The sequence below is a fragment of the Pedobacter sp. GW821-FHT01D05 genome (assembly GCF_059422505.1).
On the sequence record NZ_JBWKXA010000001.1, the window covers coordinates 1,651,941 to 1,676,410 of the forward strand.

The 24,470-nt window shown below is 40.0% G+C and carries 12 protein-coding genes; 1 reads left to right on the forward strand and 11 read right to left on the reverse strand.

All coding sequences use genetic code 11. The annotated features are described in order from the left end of the window. Position 1 precedes the first annotated feature (1 nt). The 10 genes from AC07VK_RS06785 to AC07VK_RS06830 all read right to left on the reverse strand — a co-directional run bounded on the left by AC07VK_RS06785 (position 2) and on the right by AC07VK_RS06830 (position 21,503). Positions 2-2,464 carry a glycoside hydrolase family 2 TIM barrel-domain containing protein gene (locus tag AC07VK_RS06785; RefSeq protein ID WP_492959220.1) on the reverse strand — a complete coding sequence of 821 codons (2,463 nt, stop codon included), beginning with the start codon at positions 2,462-2,464 and terminating at the stop codon, positions 2-4. Between the two features lie 12 nt (positions 2,465-2,476). Further along, on the reverse strand, positions 2,477-3,694 hold the full coding sequence (locus AC07VK_RS06790) for an acyltransferase family protein (protein ID WP_494939789.1): 1,218 nt from the start codon (positions 3,692-3,694) through the stop codon (positions 2,477-2,479). Beyond that, complete coding sequence (locus AC07VK_RS06795) at positions 3,666-6,320, reverse strand: glycoside hydrolase family 2 TIM barrel-domain containing protein (RefSeq protein WP_492959224.1); 2,655 nt, start codon at positions 6,318-6,320, stop codon at positions 3,666-3,668. The genes AC07VK_RS06790 and AC07VK_RS06795 overlap by 29 nt, the downstream gene beginning before the upstream one ends. A gap of 169 nt (positions 6,321-6,489) precedes the next feature. After that, on the reverse strand, positions 6,490-8,709 hold the full coding sequence (bglX, locus tag AC07VK_RS06800; RefSeq protein ID WP_492959226.1) for a beta-glucosidase BglX: 2,220 nt from the start codon (positions 8,707-8,709) through the stop codon (positions 6,490-6,492). Positions 8,710-8,719: 10 nt separating this feature from the next. Then, positions 8,720-9,814 carry an endo-1,4-beta-xylanase gene (locus tag AC07VK_RS06805; protein ID WP_492959228.1) on the reverse strand — a complete coding sequence of 365 codons (1,095 nt, stop codon included), beginning with the start codon at positions 9,812-9,814 and terminating at the stop codon, positions 8,720-8,722. Positions 9,815-9,817: 3 nt separating this feature from the next. Further along, positions 9,818-11,647: a glycoside hydrolase family 2 protein gene (locus AC07VK_RS06810; protein WP_492959230.1), complete on the reverse strand. Its 1,830-nt coding sequence runs from the start codon at positions 11,645-11,647 to the stop codon at positions 9,818-9,820. A 106-nt stretch (positions 11,648-11,753) separates the two neighbouring features. Then, positions 11,754-13,478: a RagB/SusD family nutrient uptake outer membrane protein gene (locus AC07VK_RS06815; protein ID WP_492959232.1), complete on the reverse strand. Its 1,725-nt coding sequence runs from the start codon at positions 13,476-13,478 to the stop codon at positions 11,754-11,756. A gap of 21 nt (positions 13,479-13,499) precedes the next feature. Then, a complete protein-coding gene (locus tag AC07VK_RS06820; protein WP_492959234.1) occupies positions 13,500-16,523 on the reverse strand; it encodes a SusC/RagA family TonB-linked outer membrane protein in 3,024 nt (1,007 codons plus the stop codon). 89 nt (positions 16,524-16,612) lie between these two features. Next, positions 16,613-18,331 carry a RagB/SusD family nutrient uptake outer membrane protein gene (locus AC07VK_RS06825; RefSeq protein ID WP_492959236.1) on the reverse strand — a complete coding sequence of 573 codons (1,719 nt, stop codon included), beginning with the start codon at positions 18,329-18,331 and terminating at the stop codon, positions 16,613-16,615. A gap of 4 nt (positions 18,332-18,335) precedes the next feature. Next, the gene (locus AC07VK_RS06830; RefSeq protein WP_492959238.1) at positions 18,336-21,503 is read right to left on the reverse strand and encodes a SusC/RagA family TonB-linked outer membrane protein; all 3,168 of its coding nucleotides are present in this window, start codon (positions 21,501-21,503) and stop codon (positions 18,336-18,338) included. A gap of 460 nt (positions 21,504-21,963) precedes the next feature. On the opposite strand from AC07VK_RS06830, the gene AC07VK_RS06835 reads away from it, so the two are divergent. Further along, positions 21,964-22,983, forward strand: coding sequence for a LacI family DNA-binding transcriptional regulator (locus AC07VK_RS06835; RefSeq protein WP_492952130.1), 1,020 nt, complete (start codon positions 21,964-21,966; stop codon positions 22,981-22,983). A gap of 153 nt (positions 22,984-23,136) precedes the next feature. On the opposite strand, the gene AC07VK_RS06840 is transcribed toward AC07VK_RS06835, so the two are convergent. After that, on the reverse strand, positions 23,137-24,366 hold the full coding sequence (locus AC07VK_RS06840; protein WP_492959240.1) for an MFS transporter: 1,230 nt from the start codon (positions 24,364-24,366) through the stop codon (positions 23,137-23,139). Positions 24,367-24,470: the final 104 nt, after the last annotated feature.

Sequence of the window (24,470 nt, forward strand, 5' to 3'; positions counted from 1 at the left end):
ATTATAAAGTTATAAAAACCGTTTTCAGACCTTCAGAAATTGCCGATACTACGCTTTGACCTTTATTTAATTTCATGCTGATCATCGCTCTTCCATTGTAAGCCTGCACTTTCCTGGAACCAGATGAAGTTCCTTGATTATCAATCAATTTACCATCGCCAGTTAAACCAAAAGTAATTAAATTAACGGCGTCTAAACATTGAATTCCTTTGGCATCAAAAAGCTTTACTTCAATGGTTGCCACATCATCTTGCTGACTGATTTTTTTCAGTTCCATTTGAGCTGGCTTTGTCCATTTTTCGGTTTGATAAGTAAATTTAATTTTGTCGGTTACGGTCTCCTTCCCTTTTTTGGCGATTACCTTAACCGTGTTTTCACCCTTTACAAACGGAAGATTCCAGCGCAAACCCGCTGCCGGATAATCTTGACTATTGCGTTTTTTACTGCCAAAACTTTTGCCATTTAAGAAAATTTCGGCATCTGTACAGTTGGAGTAAACTTTCACCATTTTCTCTTCACCCTCATCGCCCCAACGGATGGGCCAACTGTGTCCGTAGAGATGCACCATTGGTTTCTCTGTCCAGTAAGACTGGAAAACGTAATAGGCTTCTTTTTTGGTAAAATCTCTTTCTACCACGCCCTTCTGGTTCATGTAAGGCACTGGATTATCGGGACGAACGGGCGTAGAAAAGTCTTTGAAAGGCCAGTAAGCCGTACCGCTTAACCAGGGCATAGTTTCCTGCTCTTTTAAATGCCAATCGATTAAGTTTGTGATGTAGGATTCACTCCAGTCGCCATCTTTAGAAATCCTTGCCGCACCACCGTATAAAGAGGCGTCACCTGCTCTTTCATCAGCACTTCCCCCGGTTTTGATCTTACTTAAAGCTTTATCAGGATTTTCTGAGTGACGTAGTGCATGACTATCTCCTCCCCATTCTACGTGTAAAAAGCGTTTTACCTTGGCAAATTCATCTTCAGATGCCTTTTTGTAATCGGTATAAGCACCACGGTACCAGCCAGCCCAAATAGAAGGAGAATACACATCTACAATATCGCTGCAAAAATCGCAACGTCGGATGGCTGTATAACGCGATTTATCCAGTTTGTGGGAGAGATCGTTCAGTTCTTTCATGAAAGTTCTGATCTTTTCCTTATCAAACTCCGGGAAATCGCCAGGCCAATCATTTTCGTTGCCCATCCCCCAGATGATAATGGCCGGATGGTTATAATGCTGCTCAACCATGTTGGTGAGCATTCTGCGGGCCTGCTGTTTATATACTTCACCACCAAGGCCACCACGGCACCATGGAATTTCTTCCCAAACCAGAATCCCCAAACTATCGCAGAGATTTAAAACAATACGCGATTGCTGGTAATGACCTAAGCGGATAAAGTTAACGCCCATATCTTTCATCATCTGCATTTCCTCACGGATCATACCCTCAGTCATTGCTGCTGCTACACCTGCATGATCTTCGTGGCGGTGTGTTCCGCGTAACAATAAACGTTTTCCGTTCAGGTTAAACGGTCCTTTTTCTACAAATTCGATATTACGGAAACCAATTTTTTCTTCCCCTTTATAATTGCCTGCTGCAGAAATTACTTCGTACTGCAAACGATATTGCATAGGTTTTTCGGTAGACCATAATTGAGGTTTTTTAATCTCCAGCGACCGTAAATCAATATCAGCAGATAAATTATTAAGCTTTTTCTCTGTTTTACCCGCGATTTTTCCTGCGGCATCAATCAATTTTAACTGAATAGTAGCGTTTTTAAGTCCGACAGGATTGTACAAACGTGCCCTGACATACAATTTACCCAATTTACCCTGCACATCTACCTCAGCTTTAGCAAACATTTTATCAACGGATAACGAAGGTGTATAAACCAAATTCAGGTAGCGATAAATACCTCCGTAAACGTTAAAATCAGATAAATCAGAAGGGATCATTTCGAGATCTCTTGAATTATCGGTACGTACTGAAACCGGAACTTTACCCTTAAACTGTTTTTGATAAACATCTGTTTTTTGGAAAGCGGCAATAGCATCGGTAATATCAACGGTCCACTCATCATAGCCTCCAACATGCGAAGCAACTTTGGTGGTGTATACATAAACATCTGTTTTTTGTCCGGCGCCTTCAAAATGTAAGATCGTTCTGCCGTTTTGATAAGGGTTTTCGATTTTAAGCTGTGTGCGGTACCAGGCTGGCCCCTGATAATAATTTACATCAGGATCAACCGCATCTTCTGCATTTACACAATGTGGTAAACTTACCTTCTGCCATAGTGGTACTGATTCAGGATTACCTGCGCCAACCGGACGAACAGCCTCCCAAATCCCTCCTAAATCTTGCTTTAAAAACTCCCAGTTATTATTTAAGCGAACTGATTGTTGTGCAAACAATAACTGACTGTTAAACAACACAATAAACAAGACTATATATCTAAATAACTTCAACATAAATTTTGAAAATTAAACTTTTAAACGCAATTTTTTCTTTTCTAAAAAGGACACTATACCAATCACCAAAAATGCCATCAAAAACGACCTGATAATCCCTCCAATACCCGAACTCAGGAAATGCGGAAAATGAAAACGGACTAAACTCAAAAGCGCGTACAACAAATAAGGAATGAGGTAACAGGTTAGCGTACTGGTGCCGGCAGGTTTAATGAGTTTAAACCAATCTTTTTTATGTTTAACATCTACCAGGTAGATCAATAACTCGAAAACCAAAATAGTAATGCCCATGCATACAAATACCCAGGCAGGTGTGGCATAAATTTTAGAAATCCCACCTGAATAAGGCCTGATGAACATACCAAAAGCGAAGGATAACAAACCATAAAAACTGATCAATATCCAGAAATCGAGGTATTTTTTGCCTCCGATTAGTTTTTTGTATATCGAAGTAATCAATGCACCGCCCAGCATCAAAACAATTGGCGAAGCATCACCAATGACCCATAAGTGGTGGTTAAAAACGCCTGTATGCGCAGTGATGTTAATGGCTGCAAAAGCTACAAAAGCTAACATGAGCACCAACAAATTGCCCTTAGAAAAAAGATATACAAAAGCCGAAACGAGATAAGCCCAGCCAATAATGCCTAAAATACCCCACCAATGAGGTTTTAAACCTTCTGGATTTGCTTCGGAACCGCCTTTATACAGCAATGCCATTACTGCAATGAGCAAAATACCCAAAGCAATAAATCCGTTCTTTTTAAACTTTGAGAGGCCAGATGGATAATCCAGCCATACCAAAAAGAAGGCAACGGTAAGGATAATGGTATAAAGCGGATAAGGCAGTAGTGCAGATTGGTGATCGTAATTCTCTAAATTGACATGAAAAAATCCCATTACAATTAAGGCCAGTGCCCTTAAACCGATATAGACTGAAATGGAAATCCATCTTTCGCCTTTATCTTTTCTACTTTGAATAGCAAAAGGCAGAGAAAGTCCAACGATAAATAAAAAAGCGGGGAAAATGAGGTCTGAAAAACCCATTCCATCTACATCAGCTGGTGTATGTTCAATCCATTGTGGAATATTGGAAACCCCTGCAACATCGTTCACAAAAATCATCAGAAACATGGTGATGGCCCTTAAAACGTCGATTGATAAAATACGGACTGGCAGTTGGCTCATTTTCTCTAATTGATTAATAGATTTTTCTAAGTTGCACAGCATTTAAAACCGGTTTTCCCTGGATGGCATTAAAATCAATCACGATACCGGTCCCATTCTGTACTGTAACCCTGGTTGTTTTCTTTACTGCGCTAGTGTAACCGAAATCGAAAGCTAAATTCAGTTTTGGCATAAATGACATTCCGTTAATGGAAACATTAAAAATGCGCTGTTCTTCTACTTCTTTTTTATGGTTGTTATCTAAGTTATAGGCTAAAGCTTCTTTGGTTTCGCCACCAACGAGTTCGGCAAAATGTAATGCTAACTCATATTCCCCATTGGGTACATCGAATTTAAACTGTTTGATACCTACCTGCTGAGTTTGATAAACCGGATCGTTATCAGTACCTAAAATATTCTTGTCGCTGCCATAAGTAATGCGGTTATTGGTTCCTTTGTAAGGTTCGCCTCCTATCCAGCCCCAGCCGCCAACTTTGTAAGGTTGATCGGGCATCCAAAGCTGATGTTCTTTTTCGTCGATATAAAAACGTTTTGAACCTAAAAGGATATTGATATTTTTAAAAGGAATATTGGAATCGTTAAAATTAAAAGGCTGTAACTGGAAGTTGATTTCCACCTGATCATTTTGATCGCCGGAAACGACATGCAACTGATTTTTACCATTAATAAAAGGCACTTGCCAGTCGATAATGTGGTCTACAGCTTCTTTTGTTCCTAAACTTTTACCGTTTAAAAAAAGTTCAGCCGATTTTAAATTAGTGGCCACCTGTACCGGCTGTGTGCAGGTTAAAGCTGCAGAATCTGCACTACCTGTTCGCTCTTTCCATTGGGCTGAAGTAATTTTAAGGTAAGGTTTGCCCGATAAATAAGCCTGGTAAAGAAAATAAGTATCTTTTGGCTCACGACCAATGGTTAACAGCCCTTTGTTGTTGATGTGGGGCATGGTTTCTTCGCGGGTTTCGGAATTAAAATCGGCTAAATTCCATGCTTCGCCTCCAGCTACAAATGGCCTGCTCAGCATTGCATTTAAATAAACCTGATTAAATTTGATGCCGTACTCTACACTTTTATCGAAGCGGATGGGCGAAAAAGAACGAATCCTAGGATCTGCATCTGCCCCATACTCTGTTACCATAAAAGGTGTATTGGGCAATTCTTTGTGGTGATGGTCTAAAAATTTAGCAAAATCTTCGGGAATGCCCGAATACCAACCAGAATATAAGTTCCATCCAACAATCATCGGAATTTTTGTCAATCCAACTTTGTTGTAAATATCCCAGGCACCATGGTTAACCAAAAGTGTATACCTGGATGGATCCTGTTTACGGGTTAAACTATCTAACTTTTGGGCCAGTTCGCGAACATGGTCAAAATAAATCTGCTGGCGCGGTTTATCGTTCGAGAATTTTAAGCGCAATAAAATCTCGTTCATATAAGCCCAGATAATAATACTGGGGTGATTAAAGTTCTGTTTAATCATTTCGGTCTGCATGTTCAAACAGTTATTGGTAAAAGCCTCGCTTTCGGTAATGGTGTTTACTACCGGAATTTCTACCGAAGCCAAAATGCCCAAACGATCGCAGGCTTCTAAAATCTGTGGGTCTTGAGGGTAATGCGCTACCCTTAAAAAGTTACCCCCCATGGCTTTTAGCAGTTCTATATCTCTGATCTGTAATGCATCGGGGGTGGCATTACCGCTGTTTTCGTAATCCTGATGGCGGCTGGCACCTATGATTTTTACAGCTTTATCGTTTAAGAAAAAGCCATTATCTGCATCAAACTTAAACCAGCGGAAACCTAATGGATTGGAGACCTGATCGATCACCGATTTGGTCTTAGGATCGACAATCTTAGTCACCACCCTGTACAGATAAGGATTTTCCGGCGACCATAACTGTGGTTTCTGGATCGCTTTGATATCCTGAAGGACCACCATATTCCCACCTTTGTTTACATTCGCGGTAGTATTTTGACTGGTTACAACTTTTCCACTGGCATCGAAAATAGTTGTTACAACCTGCACTTTTTGATTAGCTGAAGTAGCATTATCAATTGAACTTTTAATCTGCACACTCGCCGTTGAAGCCGAAACCTTTGGCGTGGTGATAAAAACACCTGAACTACCATTGTCTGCCTGCGAAAAGTGAACTGGATTGGTGATTAACAGTGTTACATTACGATAAATACCACCAAAGAATGTAAAATCGGCAGTGAGCGGTGGAATATCTTCATTGAAACGATTGTTTGCCCTAACTTCGATTACATCATCTTTATAGTTTAAAAATGAAGAAATCGGCACGATAAAACGGGTGTAACTACCGATATGTTTAGCAGCAGATTTGCCATTAACCAATACCTCAGCTTCTTGTGCTATGCCGTTAAATACAAGAAAAATAGCTTTACCTTTTGCACCTTCACCGAGTTTGAGTTTACGTTTGTAAATTCCCAAACCGCGGTAATAACCAGGTGTATCATCCAAAACATCTTTATTGTTCCAGGTATGTGGAATATTCACTTTTTCAACCGGTCCGTTTTCTTTGTTAAATTCCCATTGATCGTTCAGGCTGATGGTTTTCCGGCCAGCATTCTGGGCGTGGGTGTTTAGGCCGGTAACTGCAGCAATAAGTAATAATAAAAGTGATTTCGATCGTAGGGATGATTTCTTCATGTTATATCTTCGTAATTATTTTTGCCACCAAGGCACGGAAAACTTTGTTTTCAATTCCATCCTCCGTCATTCGTGTCGCTACGAATTGTATTTTTTTTACCACTAAGGCACTAAGTTCACAATGCAGGTTAACACAAATCTTCCGTGTTTCTGTGTCTCCGTGGCCAACCTAGTTCAATAGTGTAAAATCCTTTTCCAGTTTAATATTATTCGAAGCGGTTCCGATCATTAATTTAAAATCGCCTGCTTCGGAAACCCACTTAAGCTGCTGGTTATAAAAAGAAAGTTTCTCTTTATCGATATGGAAAGTGATGGTTTTACTTTCGCCCGCTTTTAACGTTACTTTCTGAAAATCTTTCAGTTCTTTAACCGGACGCACTATAGAAGCAAATTTATCTTGCAGGTATAACTGAACTACCTCTTCGCCAGTATATTTACCTGTATTTTTTAAAGTAAAACTTACTGTAATTTTTTCATCCTGTTTGATCTGTGTTTTGCTTACCGCTAAATCGCTATAATCGAAAGTGGTATAACTTAAGCCGTAGCCAAAAGCAAATTTCGGGCTGTTTGGCATATCTAAATAGGCAGAACGGTAACGGGTATCCTTATCATTTTTAGCCGGACGGCCAGTGCTTAGGTAGTTATAATACAAAGGGATCTGTCCTTCATCGCGTGGGAAAGTCATTGGTAATTTACCTGCAGGATTATAGTCGCCATAAAGCACATTGGCCATGGCATTACCCGCTTCGCTGCCCAACCACCAGGTGTACATAATGGCAGGAACGTTATCGGCTGTCCAGTTAAAAATTAACGGGCGACCAGCCATAATCAGCACCACAACAGGTTTACCCGTGGCCTGAATGGCTTTTATTAAATCTTCCTGAACACCGGGCATATGGATATTGGCTTTACTTTTTGCTTCCCCACTCATGTCTAATGTTTCTCCAACAGCCATAATTACCATATCAGCCTGTTTAGCTACTGCTACAGCTTCGGCAAAACCAGCTTTCGATGAATCAGCCACTTCGCAACCTTTTGCATAAAGTAGCTCGGTTTTGTTGCCAACTTTATTTTTCAAGCCCTGATGTAGCGAAACAAGCTTATCTTTTTCCCAGGCAATAGACCAAAAGCCCTGCATATCTTTTTCCGATTTGCCCAAAGGGCCAATTACCGCAATCTTTTTTAAGTTTTTAGACAAGGGTAAAACCTGGTTTTCATTTTTTAATAACACGATGCTTTTCTCGGCCATTTTTAAGGAAGCTTTTCTGTTTTCGGCAGCATTCAGCTCCTTTTCCTGACGGCTTTCGTTACTGAAACGGTATGGATCATCAAACAGACCCAATTCGAATTTCTTACGTAAAATCCTTCTTACGGCATCATCAATTAAAGCAATAGGTATTTTTTTATCGGTAACTAGTTTGGCAAGGCTTGGCAAGTAACTTCTGCTTTCCATATCCATATCGCTACCAGCGCTCATAGCCAGTTCTGCGGCCTGCTCTTTATCTTTAGCATAACCATGGGCAATCATCTCACCTATCGATCCCCAGTCGCTTACTACAAAACCCTGGTATTTCCATTGCCCTTTTAAAATATCGCGTTGCAGATAGCGGTTTCCAGTAGCTGGAATTCCATTCAACGTATTGAAAGCATTCATAAAAGTAGCTGCACCAGCATCAACCGCAGCTTTAAAAGGGGGAAGATAAGTTTCCCAAAGTGTATGCTCACTCATATCAACCGCATTATAATCTCTCCCGGCAATGGCAGCTCCATATGCAGCGAAATGTTTGGCACAGGCCATAATCGCGTCAAGGTTACCCAAACCTTTACCCTGAAAACCTTTTACACGGGCAAAAGCAATTTTAGAACCCAGGTAGGTATCTTCTCCTGCCCCTTCCATTACCCTGCCCCAACGTGGATCGCGGGCAATATCAACCATGGGTGCAAATGTCCAGTGTACCCCAGCGGCAGCCGTTTCCCGTGCAGCCACTCTTGCCGCATTTTCCATTTCTGCCAAATCCCAACTTGCGGCCTCGGCCAGTGGAATTGGGAAGGTAACTCGATAACCATGAATTACATCCAAACCGAAAATCAATGGAATTTTCATTCTTGATTGCATGGCCACTTCCTGTACTTCGCGCGTTTCTTTTGCACCACGCACGTTCAGCATGGAGCCTAATTTACCATCACGTATATCCTTTAGTTTATTTGGATTATTCGTAATGGGCCCCGTTGCATCACGATCGCCCGTATACTGGTTTAACTGACCTATTTTTTCATCTAAAGTCATCAGTTTTAAAACCGAATCAATTTTCTTTTCGATCTTTTTATCCTGTGCTGTAGCAGAAAGGGATATCCCTAAAATAAAGGCTAATGGTAAATATCTTCTCATTAATGTATGGCTATTTAACTCCGTCTAAAATTCCTTGATAAGCTGCTTTTCTTTGAAATTGTGCATCGAAAGGCAAGGGCCAATCGGGGCGGCTATAGGTGGAGGGGATCCAACTGTCGGCATCGGTTACATTCCATTGTGTGATTCCGAACTGTTGAGTTTTCGGAATGGCGTTATAAGCCTGAACAATGGTTTTATATTTTGCAGCCTGCTGATCGCCCAATCCAGTTGTATAAGTCATCGACGGCACATTGTCTGGATTCAAAGCGATATCAATTTCTGAAATATGGATTTTTAAACCTGTAGCAGCGGCCGTAGTAATGGCAGCTGTTAAATTTGCATCAGTTTGTGTTACACGCGTATGCATCTGTATACCAATCCCATCAATAGGGATACCTTTATTTTTTAACCCTGTAACCAGGTTTAGGATTGCTGTACGCTTGGTTGGACCAAATTCGTGACCATAATCATTGTAAAAAAGTAAGGCATTAGGATCCGCTTCGTGTGCATACTGAAATGCCCTGCCGATATAATCGACTCCTAATTTCTGTACCCAGATGCTATTGCGTATGGTACCATCGTCATTAACGGCTTCGTTTACCACATCCCATGAAACTACCTTACCTTTAAAGTGGCCTACAACCGTTTGGATATGTGTTTTTAAAAGGTTCTCCCATTCTGCAGTGGTTCCTTGAAAGTTATTCACCCAATCGGGAAGTGATTTGTACCAGTTTAAAGTATGGCCATGTACTCTTTTTCCATTGGCTACGGCAAAATCGACCAGATAATCTGCATCGCTCCAGGTATAGGTATCCTTTGAAGGATGTAAGGACCAAAATTTCATGGCATTTTCTGCCGTTACACTATTAAATTCTTTAATGACCAGATTACGGTAGTTAGTGTTGCTTTTTAAAAGGCTTACATTAATAGCGGCCCCCATGGGGAAAGGCATATTTTTCTGTAAAGTAACTTCTTCAATCGGTGTTGGCTGTATTAAAATACCAGGATCGATACTGGTACTCTTGTATTTGGCACAAGAGAGGGTTAACAGCGACATCGAAAGCATTATTTTCGAAGCGAAACTAATTTTCTGTAATCTGTTCATATTTTATTTGTATTTGACCTGCATCTGGTCGTAAAAATCTTTCAGCACATAAAAGGCTTTCTTTTTCTTGCCTGTTTCGCTGATCAAACCTTTACGGTTCCAGAAATTCTGATAAATAGGATGTTGCCTTCTTGGTGATCTGAAATCGGTTAAAATCCATGGTGTCATTCCACGTAAAGCACCGATTTTGCTTAACATGGTGATCTGGTTTTTGTACAATGCCTCCTGGTACTCTTCGCTCCAACGCGTATTTTCATCGGCATGGAAACCGCCCAAAGCATCGCCACCAAACTCGGTAATGACCACAGGTTTTTTGTATTTGATATCGAAATTGTATTTGGTAATTTCGGATGGATTACCTCCCCAGTACCAGCCAGCATATTCGTTAAAACTAACCAAATCGATTTTTTCACCCAAAGGGTCATTTAAAATGATGTTATTTCCATCCCGGTGAACTTCTAAAGCGGCTGCCACCAAACGGGTATCATCTAAAGAACGGGCCGTCTCTGCCAAATTGCTCATAAAACTTAAACGGGCATCGCTTAATGGTGTTTCATTACCGATAGACCAAACGATTACACTTGCCCTGTTTTTATCGCGCACAATTAAATCAGTCAATTGTTTTTTTGCATTGGCGTAGGTTGCCGGATTGGTCCAGCTGATGGTCCAATAAACCGGAACTTCAGCCCATACCAATAAGCCCATTTCATCAGCCAAACGGATCATTTCTTCGTTATGCGGATAATGTGCCAGGCGAACATAGTTACAATTCATATCTTTTGCCCATTGTAACATCATGCGCATATCGCCTTCTGAGCGTAAACGGCCTGCTAAAAGCGGGTTTTCATCATGAAGGGAAATCCCTCTTAAAAAAACAGATTTACCATTCAACAAAATGCTGTCGCCATCAACCTGAATGGTTCTGAAACCAATTTTATCGTTGATATTTTCCTTATCACTTTTAATATTTACAGCATATAATTTTGGGCTTTCGGGCGACCATAGGCTTAAGTTATTCCAGGTAAATTCATCCGCTATTTTACCCTCGTTATCCGTTTTGTATTTCTTTTCCAGCTTAAGCTCAGGGATAGAAAGGGTAATTTCCTGCCCAGCGGTTGCATCAGCAAGTTTTACCGAAAAATTTAACAGGTTATTGTTTCCTTTAATGAGCTGAAGTTTATAGTCGCTAATAAAATGGTCTGGAAATTCGGCCAGAAAAACATCGCGGGTAATGCCACCATAATTCCACCAATCGGTGTTTACAGTCGGGATTTCATCCTGTTTGCGGATATTATCAACTTTAAGCACAATGGAATTTTCACCAATCTTTAAGTTATTGGTTACTTCGAACTGGAAAGGCGTAAAACCTCCTTTGTGTACACCTAATTTTTTACCGTTAAGGTAAACATGCGCTTCGTAATTTACTGCTGCGAAATACACGAAATATTTTTTTCCTTTTTCGGGTTTTGCATCAAACTTTTTGCGGAGCCAAACATTACCCTCATAAAGTTCTAATTTTTCTGACTGTGAGTTCCAGTCGCCCGGCACATTCATTTGTGGTGAATGGTCGAAATCGTATTCGATCAGCTCTGATTTATCTTTCTGAACTTTATCATCAAAATAACCACCTGTTCCGGTTTTCGACTGATCGAAAGGCTCATGGCGATAATCGTAGTAACCGTTTTCGTAAGGATCGACAATATAATTCCATTTACCATTAAGGCTTTGGATTTTCCGGCCCTGAATGTTCTGTATAGCGGTAACCTGACCGTAACTGATTGATGAAAGGAGCGAAAAGCAGATTAAAAATACGCTATAGGTTGTTTTTAGCATAACTTAAGTTTTAATATTAATTAATTGATCGTATCAAAACTAACAATTAATTAACGGACGGTGTTTCCACCGCCCGCCTAAATTTGAGCAAAATCCAGTTCTTTGATTAATATCCGGCATTTTGTTTAAGCGATGGTGCCCTGTTTAGTTCATTTTGTGAAATTGGATATAAATAGTTTTTAGCTGTAAAAACCCTGTTTTCGACAACAAATGGCTGATAAGAATAAACTCCAGGTGAAACAAGGGTAATTCTCATGCCTGTAACATTTTTGTTTAACGAAGTTTCTCCTTCTTTCCACCTTCTTACATCGTAAAAACGTTGTTCTTCAAAACAAAACTCTACTCTACGCTCGTTACGGATACGTTTCCTTAGTTCCTCTTTTGATGGGATAACATAACCGGCTCCTGCAGGGTTGGTTGTTTGTAAAGGCGGCATATCAACACTTAGAGATGCCGTAGTGGTATTTTTACGTTGCCTAACAGCATTAACCGACTTTAAAATCTCAGACAATGCGGCTACACCCTGTGCCTCATTTAATGCCTCTGCATAGTTTAATAATACTTCGGCATAACGAAAGAAAATCCACGGACGGCGTATAGTGGTATTGGAAGGATTGTTCCATACGGCATTTTCACTTAAAAATTTACGCATGTAATATCCGGTTTTGGTCGCATTTACATTTTGTCCTAAACCATCTTTACCGCCAACAAAAGTTTCGACAGGTTTACTTTTGAAAGTAGAACCGTTATACATGATGGCGAAATTTAATCTCGGATCTCTGTTTGCATAGGGGTTTGAAGCGTTATAGCCAGAAGCAGGATCACTAATCAAGCGGCCGGTTGTTTTCATTTCGAAAGCATCAACCAGATCCTGTGTTGGGTTGGTTCGTCCGTTTGCACCGTCGTAACTAATTGGTGCATTATTAGTTTCGATGGTATTGGTATTAAGGGTTTGTGTGGCAAAAATAACTTCTGTATTATAGGCTGCCCCAGATACGTTCCACAACCAGATATTCTGATAAGAAGAATAAATGGCGTGTTTGCCCGTATCCATCAATCGTTTGGCAGCATCAGCAGCGGCCTGCCATTTAGCGGCATCGCCACTTGGGTTATATTGTGGACTGGCAGCATACAATAACAATCTTGCTTTTAAGGCCATTGCGGCAGTTTGTGTAGCCCTTCCCCTGCTTGCTACAGCCCAATCAGTTGGACCGATCGGTAATCTGGCAATTGCCGAATCACAATCTAAAGATATTTGTGCAACACATTCATCAAATGTATTTCTGGGTAAATCTAAATTCTCATCTGCATCTAAAACCCTGGTAACCAAAACAGCACTGCCATAACGTTTTACGAGCTCAAAGTGAAAAAACGCCCTTAAAAAGAATGCCTCACCACGTAACCTGGCAATATCCTGGGCAAAGGTTAAACCATCCGACGGGATGATCACACTTTTTGGTGCATTAACCAAAAACATATTGGTTTTACGGATCCCCGTGTACATGGCGGTGTAAACATCATCTACAACCCTAACCGGGCCCCAGGTTCCGTTATTTAGAATATTGATGTTCGAATTAAGATTGGAGTTGACAGCTTCATCACTACCAGATGCGAGCATGGCCCCATCATTATCTAAATTATAACGATCAGAGAGTGTAGCATAAATATTATTTAAAAAGTTCCTGGCAAAATCAGGATTTGCCCAAACCTGAGCTTCCGAAACATCTCCGTTTGGCGTAACTGTGCCATCTTGCAAAAAGCCATCTTTTTTACAGCCTGCCATATAAATTGCTGATACGGCAAGGAGTATATAAAATATATTTTTTTTCATCTTGTAAAGATTACAGTGTAATTAAAATTTCAAATTCAACCCAAATGAATATATTTTCATATAAGGATAATAAGCTCCTGAAGATGTTCCATATGAATAACCCGATTCAGGTAATTCAGGATCAATATCTAAATTACCCAGTTTATCAAAGGTTAACAGGTTTAGTCCGCTTACATAAAACCTTAACTGAGATAGTTTTAATCTTTTTACAAAAGCTGTAGGAAGAGCGTAACCTAACTCAATATTTTTCAGTCTTAAATAATTGCCGGAGCGTATCCAGAAATCAGAATTCTGGGTATTGTTACCACGATCAGCAACCAATAACCTCGGGTAAGTTGCGCCTGGATTTGTGGGTGTCCATCTATCTACGCTAAACTGGTTAATGTATCCTGTATTGGAGTTTCCTGAAATGATCAGATCATGAATACTGATGCTTCGCCCACCCATGCCCTGGAAAAGGAAGTTAAGATCGAAACCTTTAACGGCTACACTGGCACCAAAACCGTAAAAAGATTTTGGAACGAAGTTATAATCAGTATTAACAAAATCAAGGTTATCAATTACACCATCATTATTCTGGTCTTTATATTTAATATCGCCAGGCCCTACTGTTCTTGAAAAACGCTGTACAGGCGATGCACTAACTTCTGCCTGCGACTGAAAAATCCCGATGGCCTCCAACATACTGCTTACATAACCTGTACCCTGGATTACACTGGAAACTTCGTGGCCAACCCTTGATTGGTAACTTGGAATACCAGCGCCCTCGTTTATAGCGATAATTTTACTTTTGGTATAAGTATAATTTGCAAATAGATTCAAATCTACGGAACCGATTTTTTTGTAAAAATTAAGATTAGTTTCAAAACCTTTGTAAGATGCCTCGCCTTCATTTACCTGTAAAAGTGTTTGACCAAGTACATTTGGAAGTAATGAATTAGTTAACAGATCTTTTCGGTCTTCCGAGAAATAATCAGCACTGATTGAAAGCGATTGTTTAAATAATTTTGAATCAAAACCAATGCTTCCCTTGTATGCCTTTTCCCAGGTTAAATTAGGATTGGCCAAAGCCCTTTGCTCAGTACCACCTACCCCGGTGTAGCTTGTGCCGAAATTATATCCGGTACCGCTTCTGTTAAAATAATCGTTAAAAGCGAAACGGCGTAAATTATCAGTTGCATCATTACCCACAAGACCATATGAACCTCTGATTTTCAATAGGTCAAGAAAACCTGAAGAACTTTTCATGAAACCCTCATCAGATATGATCCATCCTGCCGAAACAGCGGGAAAGAAACCATAACGTTTGCCAGGAGCAAAACTTTCAGAACCAGAAACAGTTCCGATCAGATCCACGTAATAACGCTGGTTATAGTTGTATGATAAACGGTTAGACCATCCTTCTCTCCTTTGATCTAAAGCGGTAAATGTTGAATAGTTAGCTCTTGAGCCACGCGTAGTGAACTTGATACCATGTTTACCAAAAGTACGGTCGTAATCAAAACCTAACCACAGTTCATTTCTACGCAGGTTGCCCATAAAAGTATTAGCGGCGTAACTTGCAATAGATGCTGTTCCATAAGTAGCAGGGCCTCCGGCTGCAAATGGATCAACAGTGGCATAAGTCTGGTTAAAGCCATAACGGTAGGTTCCAGCCACATCATAAGAATAAAACACATTGAAAGATAAACCTTTGGTAATGTTTTCAAGTTTTTGCGTTGCAACGATCGTTGCTAGTAAATTCCTGGTTAAATCGGTGCTTACGCCTCTCGATTCTAACATCGCCAATGGGTTATTGGCCTGGAAAATAGAATTTCCGCCATAACTTCCATCAGCATTTAAAACTGGGAATGCATTTGCCGGGGTACTATATACAGTATTTAAGAAAGTACCTGTACCAATATTTGGAAAACGCAGATTGGTGATGCGCCCACCCACATCAAGTGATACATCTAATGATTTACTCACATGCAAATCAATATTGGTACGCAGGTTATAGCGGTTAAAATTGGTATTTGCGTCGTAGGTAGGGTTATCACCGCCTTTATAAATACCGGCCTGATTATAAGCACTTACCAAAGTATAATACTTAATAAAGGCATTACCACCTGTAACGGTAGCTACATAGCGCTGTGTAGGTGCCACCTGCCTGATATAATCTTTAACAAAATTGTTGTTTGGATACCGGTAAGGATCAGAACCTGTTTGGTAAGCTTGTAGCGCTGTAGCATTATATGCCGGTGCGGCACCTCCGTTTACAAGCGCTTCATTATAAAGTGTTGCATAAGAGTAGGCATCGAGCGGACTGGCAATGTTTAAGGGCTGCTGTATACCGGCTTGTGCATCGAACGTAACTTTTGTTGAAGTTGCACTACCCCGGCGTGTTTTTACGTAAATTACTCCATTTGCACCATACATGCCGTACCATGCAATAGTTCCGGCATCTTTCAATACACTTATACTTTCAATTTCACCTAAATCCATCGATTTAAAATCGCGCTCCACACCATCAACGAGTACCAAAGGTTCTTGATTATTGTTATAAGATGAACGTCCACGGATCAGGAAGCTGGAAACATCATAACCAGGTTGTTGCGATCCATTTGGAATGATGGCCAAACCCGATAAGCGACCTGAAAACACGTTGTTTAAAGAGGATGACGGGATCTGAGGAAGATCATCAGCTTTTAAGGTACTGATGGTTGCTGTAATCTCTCTTCTTTTTCTTACGCCAAATGGAATATAAACATTGTCGTCATCTCCGGCTTCAACAAGCGTTTTACTTAAGATAACAGGTGCATTGTTTACTTCCAACGCAGGCTTAAGTACCAAACCATAACCTATCATTTTGAAAACAAGCACATCACTTGATGTAGTTTGAATGGTAAAAGAGCCATCTGCGCCCGTTGTTATAGATTTGTTGCTTTTATCTTCCTGTATGGTAATGACCACGCCCGGAAGCGGTGTTTTATTTTGATCTAAAACTTTGCTGGTAACGGTCAGTGCCTCATCGGGTGTTTGACCGCTAACTTTTAGTACTGCCATCCACAAAAAAAGAAGGCAAACTATATATTTTGATTTTGATAATTTCATAACTGAATAAAATCTGTTTTACGTTATATTAAACATATTGTTTATTCCCATCCCGGATTTTGGATCAACACCCCATTGCTCTTATAAATCTCAGACCTGGGTATAGGGTAACGATCTTGTTTAGAAGTATATGTTTTTTGAAAATTCGGACCCAGCAATACAGGGGAATAAGTAAATGAACCATTAGTATTTTTAACCACATTCATTCCGTACATGGGAATAGCGATAACTTCAGGGCCGATTTTCCAGCGCATAATGTCATACCAGCGGTGATCTTCGAAAGCCAATTCTATCGCACGTTCGTGGCGGATAGCTATTCTCATTTCACCCTGAGTCATATTGGCCTTTAACCCATACAAACCGTTGGCACCTGCAGCTATCCCTGCACGGGCACGGATATCAGTTAACTGTTTATAAACAGATGCATCCGGACCATTTGCTTCATTTTGAGCTTCAGCATAATTTAGCATGATTTCAGCATAACGAAAGAAAATGTAATTGATTAAAGCTGTACCCGATGTACCACCCAAACGCACGTAGGTTTCTGGCCAGTATTTTTTGCAATAATACCGGGTAGCTGTATAAATAATGTTTGTCGGGTTCCAGTCTTTACCATAAGTTACTACGCCCGTAGCTGAGGTTGAAGACCACATTTCGATCTTTTTACCTTGCCAGTTTTGATCGTTGTAAAGAATGTTGGCGTAAAAACGAGGATCTCTGTTTAGGTACGGCTGCTGAGGATTATAACCGGAAGTAGCATCTGTAATGGCTTTGCCATTTGCCATTTCGTACATGTCGACGTGGTTTTGTGTAGGATCCATCTGGCCCTGTGCACCTCCAGAGCCTGGAGACATGGCATAATCAGCCAAAATTCCATCAATTGCCCTTGGACCTCTGATTTTGATCATAATATATTCAGGCGAGGAAGCCATGTTTAATATATCAGCATAGGTGGGCTGCAAAGCGTAAACCTGGCCGGCACTGGTACCGTCCATTACCTTACTCGCTGCATCTGCAGCCAGTTGCCATTTGGTTTTATCATTACTGGGATTGTTCAGCGGACTTGCTGCATATAAAAGCACCCTTGCTTTAAGGGCCAATGCTCCACCTTTAGTTGCTCTTCCGTAATTTGATGCACCATTATCAGCATCATTATTCAGTAAAGTATAGGCCTTATCTAAATCGGCAATAATAAAATCAACACAGGCTTGATAAGATGCCCTTGGAAAATTGATATCATCGTTTACGCTATATTCCTTATCCATAATTGGAACGCCACCAAATCTTTTGATGAGTTCGAAATAAGAAAAAGCACGTAAAAAACGCATTTCACCTTCAATTCTCTGTTTCGGAAAAACTGGAGCTGTTGGTACGCTGGCCATTCTGTCCAATACTTTATTGTTGATAGCGATACCGGCATAACATCTTGTCCAAACATCGCGCATATCATTTAAAGATGCAGAATTAGAGTGGTCGTGATATAAACCCCTGTTTAATGTAGTAACCGTAGATTCGGAATTACCTGATACGGCCTCATCAGAGGCTTGTGAGGTTGAACCGCGGTGATCGTTAAACCTGGCATAATCATTAATCATGTAATTATATGCAGCATCAGCATAACTTGCAGCTCTCAATGGATCGGCAAATACACCATTATCATCTAAAGCAATTTCTGGGGTCCTGTTTAAGAAATCTTTTTTACACGAAATTGAAAGAAGTGTAAGTAAAAAAACTAAAGCATATATTTTATAATTTCTCATCTTATTAAAAATTAACGTTAACACCAAGATTGAAAACTTTAGATGACGGATAGAGTGATTGTAGTGGGAAAGTTTGATTTACCGTGTTTAAATTTTCCGGGTCTACATACATTTTAAACTTCGTCCAGGTGTATAAATTTTGTCCGTTTGCAAACACCCTTACACTACCAATTTTCAGTGCCGTTGTCCAAGCCTGTGGTAAAGTCCAGGCCAGTTCTACGTTTCTTAACTTAACATAAGCAGCATTCTGGAGGATAAAATCGTTAAGTGAATAATTTAAACCAGTGTATCCTCTTGCATGTAATGCCGGCCAGGTTGCAGTAGCTGCGTTTTCAGGCGTCCAGGCATTGAGCATAAACGGATACATCTGTTGCCCGTTATTTTGCTCAGTTAAAATTACGTTCGAACTTACATGGGCCACCCCCTGGAACATTACCGAAAGTGTAATGCCTTTATAGGCCAACCTTGGCGTAATACTGAAAATATATTCAGGATTTGGTGAATAACCGATTGAAGTTCTATCATCGGGTGTGATCACACCATCTCCATTTAAATCTTTAAATTTTAAATCACCAGGAATCGGTGTACCCCCCTGCGGCTTAACAGAAGCAGCAACATCAGCCGCTGAAGTATAAAAACCATCATTTAAATAGCCAATAAACTGACCTACGGGCTTACCTTCAGTTTTTTGAGCATCGGGTGTTCCAGCTGGCTCTGATGCGTTTTTTACAATGTTTTTAGCATAACTCAACTGTCCGTTAAGCCCGAAAGTAAACTGATCGATTTTACCCTGGTAATCCAGTTCTACTTCATAACCCTTATTGTAAACCACACCAACATTCAATGATGGATAAATGTGGCCAAATGATAAAAGCTGATCTTTTGGAGAAGTTAAAATGTCTTTACGGGTTTCATCAAATACATCCACATTTAGTTTCAGGGCATCATTTAAAAAACGTGCCTCCATACCTAAATTCCGTTTTGTTCCAGTTTCCCAGGTAATTTCGGGATTTCCCAATCCATTATCCGGAATATAGATTGTTGGATAAGTTGTTGGCGAATTTGGTGCACCAAATTGAAGCGCTGGAAAAACAGTAGTTGGAATTGAGGTATAACTGGTTAAGAATAAAAACCGGCCAATTCCCTGGTCGTTACCCACTAAACCATAACTACCCCTAAATTTTAAATACGTAATGGCATTGTTCTTTTTCCAGAAAGGTTCGTTAGAAACGGTCCATCCGGCAGAAAATGATGGAAAGAAACCATATTGCTGACTTGGAAAACCTAAGAAACCATCAAACGCAAAGTTTTCAGATCCATTGTAAGCTGCATTAAACTCTGCAAAATACCTTTGTGCATAATTATAGGTAACCCTACCAACCACACCCTGCGCAGCTCTTGGCGGTGCGGTATAAATGTCTCCACCATTTGTACGTACAAGCTGGCGTGTACCCAAAATTAAACCCGATACATTGCTTTTACCAAAATCGCGGTCATAATAAAAACCTGTCTGCAGGTTATAATTCGTACTTCCCTGCGTAACGCTAATAATAGAGCTTAAAGGCTCATCACGGTTCCTTGTATCAGTTGAAAGTGTAACTGCACCCGATTTGCGATCATAAACATAAGCTGCCCAGTTTGCGTTTCTACGCTGCTGATTTACAAAATAAGAATCGTAACCAAAATTGGTTTTAAATGATAAACCTTTGGTAATAAATCCTAATTTATATTCGAGGTTAAAAGTACTTTCAATGGTATTACTATCATCATTACGGGTTCCATAGCGGGTTAAAATGGCATATGGATTCCAGATATTGGTCCCTACGTTCGGGTTTGCGGTAATTCTGCCATCAGGCAAAGTAACAGGATAAGCATAAGCAGGAACCTGAAGAATACGCGAGATCATTCCTTCAATAGTGTCATATGAGAATGCTGATGCTGACAACAAACCTGATGGCTGATAGCGGTTAGAAAAACGCCCGCCCAATTTAATCCCAACGGTAAAATCTTTATTCAGCTGTAAATCAACATTCGAACGAAAATTGTAACGGCTAAAATTAGGAACAGTATTGATTCCGTAAGGTGAATCGAATTTTTTAAAAATACCATCCTGAAATGAATAACCTGCGGAAACAAAATATTTAGCAATTTTTGTTCCTCCGTTAATATTGATATTGTGTGCAGTTTGAGGATAAAACTTACGTGTTAAATAATCAAACCACTGCACATCAGGATAGCCGATCGGATCAGATCCGTCTTTAAACTTTTGGAGCTCATCATCGGCAAAAGGCGCTGCCTGACTGTCGTTCTTATAAGCCTGGTTTAATAAGCGGGCATTATCATAAGCATTTAATCCAACGGCCAAACCCGTATAAGTCTGTAAAGCCACATTACCTGTGTAGGTAATCCGCGGTTTACCAATTTTCCCCTGCTTGGTCGTAATCACAATTACACCATTTGCTCCCCTGATGCCATAAATTGAGGTGGAAGCAGCATCTTTCAAAACGGTTACTGTTTCAATTTCACTTGGATCTACATCAGCAAAACTTGGTCTTTCAATCCCATCCACCACAACAATTGCCGAAGAATTATTATAAGTTGCCACGCCACGTACTTTAAGTGTTGAAGCATCGGCCCCTGGCTGACCACTGGTTTGAACAGCCTGCAAACCAGGTAACCTGCCAATTAAACTATTGGTTGGGTTTGGAGTTGGCGATTTCATGATATCTTCCGAACTGATCTGTGCAACAGCACCTGTTAAGGTCGATTTTTTCTGTGTACCATAACCAACCACCATTACTTCGTCCAATCCCTGTGCATCGTCTTCTATCGTTACGTTTATTACTGCTTTACCGGCAACTGCAACTTCTTTTGTGGCATACCCTACGTAAACAAAAACCAATACTGAGCTTCCGGTAGTACCTTTAATGGCATATTTTCCATTATCATCGGTAACAGCCCCGATCTGCGTTCCTTTTATCCTCACACTTACGCCCGGTAGCGTAATTCCCTTATTATCTTTCACTGTGCCTGTTACCGTTGTTTGCGCATAGGCTGTAAAAGAGTAACTGATCAGAAAAAGGAAAGCAAGGGTATAAAGCACTTTTAACCAGTGGGTTTTCTCAAACCCAACAGATGGTAAAGTACTTTTCAAATTGTAAAGTCTATCCATAATTGTAATAAATACTAAATCTATTTTGTTAAAATTTAATGCGTAATAAGTCCCTTATTAAACAGATTTGTAATTGTACATATCCAGTTAATTCAGTCTAAAATATTGCCCACCATGTACATGATCAGCGATAAGAAAAATGTTTGAGCCCTGTGGTTAAGCGTCTTGAGAATGGTATGATGTGGGCTTTGAAGCGTAATATTTTTGCGACAAAATAAAGTTAGTTTTTGCAACTAAACCCGATACTTCAGTAGATGCCCTTTTAAAACTGAAGTTAGTAAGTAATGATTTCATCATGTTTATTTGGTTAGTTTGTGTTTGTGATAACGAATTTAGAAAAGCTAAAAAGATTAAAACGTTTTAAAGTAGGTCAAAACGCAATAAAATCCACTGAAACTACATTTCAAACGTTTGAAATAATTGCGTTTTTTTTCTTAACTATGCATTGAGATTGGAAAAGATGACGAACAATACCCCTGTTACACTAAAATTCTTGGCTGAGAAGTTAAAGATGTCAGTATCAACAGTATCAAAAGCCCTTAACAACTACCCAACCATAAACGAATACACAAAAAAACGTGTTCAGGAAATGGCTCGCGATTTGCATTTTACACCCAATAAATCAGCTATTAATTTAAAGGAAAAAAGGTCGCGCATTATTGGTATAATCTTACCCAATCTTTTAGATCACTTTTTTACCAGAAGTATTTATGGTGTGGAGCAGTTTGCTACCCAAAATGGATACAATGTAATCATCAGTCAATCTCACGATGATCTGGAAAAAGAGATTCAGTCTGCAAATATGTTGCTGCGAAGCCGTGTGGACGGCTTAATTGTAGCTATTTCGAAACACACACAAGATTTTGCGCATTTAGACCAGTTCGAAAATATGGGCATTCCGGTGGTGTATTATACCCGAAACCCAAGTTTTAACTTAAGCTGCCATAAAGTACTGGGCAATACTTTTCAGGGCTGTTACCAGGCCACAAAGTTTTTAATAGACAGAGGACATAAAAAGATCGCTTATTTGGGCGGCCCAAAAATGATTAATTTTACACACGATCGCTTTAATGGTTACATCAACGCGCTAAAAGATAATCAGGTACCTTTTTCATCAGAACTGGTTGCTTATACTGATTTTGATAAAGAAAATACAATTTCAGCAATTAAAAACTTGTTTGCCAATCCAGAAAATATGCCTACAGCGCTTGTGGCTTTTAAAGAGCCTATCCTGTTTGATGCGATAAAATACCTCAGATCGATAAATCACCCCAACTTTAACGAAATTGAATGTATAGGCTTTGGGAACACTTCTTTTATCAGTTACCTTGATTCACCACCAATTGCTTCGATAGAAGAAAACCCCGAATCGGTAGGCGAAAATGCGATTAAACTGTTGATACAATTGATTAATAAAGAAATCGACATCAAAAATTACCAAAAAGTAATGGTCGATTGTAAGTTGATTGTGCATAGGTAGTGGCGTTTGGCGCTAAGCGGCTAAACAATGCGCCTTATCCAAGCGATTGTCACCCTGAATTTATTTCAGGGTCTATCATATGCAAGAAAGATGCTGAAATAAATTCAGCATGACGATTCTAATAGAAATACTAAAGAAAATTTAAGGCACATATTAATTTAACGACATTGCACTGCCCTTCAATTGATTCCTATGTTTTTCATTGTACACAAACGCAGCTACAATCAACAACCCCGCAACCCCTTCAAAAGCAACTACAACCTGTGTACCAAAAAGATGTGCCAGATAGCCCATTAATAAGCTCCCTATTGGTAACACCCCCTGGTAAGCCATAATATAGTAACTTAAAGTCCTTCCCCTCATTACGTCGTCGGCATGGGTCTGCAGATAAGTATTGATCGATGAGGTTTGCGCCATTAAACCCAGAGCAGCTAAACCAGTACAGATTAAGGCCAGAATAAGTGATGGTGATATAGCCAGTGCCACAACTGAAATGGCCAGCAAAATACCCGACATCATTACAATTTTCTGCAAATTCTGATTCACCTTTAAGGTAGCCATGTAAATGGCCCCAAAAAAGGCTCCGAACCCTGCCGCACTTTCAAACCAGCCAAATGTTGTAGCATTTCCATTAAAAATATCTTTGGCAAAAACAGGCAATAAAGTGGTGAAAGGGATAACCAATAAACTCGATGCGGCCATCATTAATACCATTGAGGCTAAGTCTGGCGATGATTTAAGGTAATTGTAACCTTTTTTCAGGTCGATCCAGATATTTTCTTTCGATTTTTGATGTGCAGAAAGTTTAAGCTTCATCATTACCATACAACCTAATACCGCAATAAAGCTTACAAAATTGATCAGGAAACACACATCCTCTCCTAAGGTACTTAAAATGACCCCTGCCAGCGCTGGTCCGATTAGCCTGGCTGCATTAAACATGGAAGAGTTGAGCGCAATGGCATTTGGCAAATCTTCTTTATCATCAATTAAATTTACCATTAACGATTGACGGGCGGTAACATCAAAAGCATTTACCAAGCCCTGAACCAGCGAAAGTGCTGCAATCCAGAACATATCATATACTTTAAACCAGATCATCAAAGCCAGGGCACCAGCCTGTAACATCAGGATCACCTGGGTAATCACCAATATCTTATACTTATTATGCCTGTCTACATAACTCCCCGCATATGGTGCCAGCACCAGCGAAGGAATTAAACTCAAAAAAGTGATCAATCCCAGCAAAAAAGCCGACCCTGTTAAACGGTAAACCAACCAGCTGATGGCTACACGCTGCATCCATGTACCGATTAACGAAATAGCCTGACCTGTAAAAAATAACCTGTAATTGTAATGCCTTAGCGAACGAAAAATACTCATGTTTAAAATAGTAAAGTAACTTTACAAAAGTACAAAACCAAGCTTTAACTTTAAAACCGAAAACGAGTATTTTTATCACTCTAAAATCATAATTACATGATATA

Coding starts and splice junctions, on each gene's coding strand:
- AC07VK_RS06805 (WP_492959228.1), bottom strand. CDS start 9,814: ATGAACAGATTACAGAAAATTAGTTTCGCTTCGAAAATAATGCTTTCG.
- AC07VK_RS06795 (WP_492959224.1), bottom strand. CDS start 6,320: ATGAAGAAATCATCCCTACGATCGAAATCACTTTTATTATTACTTATT.
- AC07VK_RS06830 (WP_492959238.1), bottom strand. CDS start 21,503: ATGGATAGACTTTACAATTTGAAAAGTACTTTACCATCTGTTGGGTTT.
- AC07VK_RS06810 (WP_492959230.1), bottom strand. CDS start 11,647: ATGCTAAAAACAACCTATAGCGTATTTTTAATCTGCTTTTCGCTCCTT.
- AC07VK_RS06825 (WP_492959236.1), bottom strand. CDS start 18,331: ATGAGAAATTATAAAATATATGCTTTAGTTTTTTTACTTACACTTCTT.
- AC07VK_RS06815 (WP_492959232.1), bottom strand. CDS start 13,478: ATGAAAAAAAATATATTTTATATACTCCTTGCCGTATCAGCAATTTAT.
- bglX (WP_492959226.1), bottom strand. CDS start 8,709: ATGAGAAGATATTTACCATTAGCCTTTATTTTAGGGATATCCCTTTCT.
- AC07VK_RS06790 (WP_494939789.1), bottom strand. CDS start 3,694: ATGCTGTGCAACTTAGAAAAATCTATTAATCAATTAGAGAAAATGAGC.
- AC07VK_RS06835 (WP_492952130.1), top strand. CDS start 21,964: ATGACGAACAATACCCCTGTTACACTAAAATTCTTGGCTGAGAAGTTA.
- AC07VK_RS06785 (WP_492959220.1), bottom strand. CDS start 2,464: ATGTTGAAGTTATTTAGATATATAGTCTTGTTTATTGTGTTGTTTAAC.
- AC07VK_RS06840 (WP_492959240.1), bottom strand. CDS start 24,366: ATGAGTATTTTTCGTTCGCTAAGGCATTACAATTACAGGTTATTTTTT.
- AC07VK_RS06820 (WP_492959234.1), bottom strand. CDS start 16,523: ATGGCAGTACTAAAAGTTAGCGGTCAAACACCCGATGAGGCACTGACC.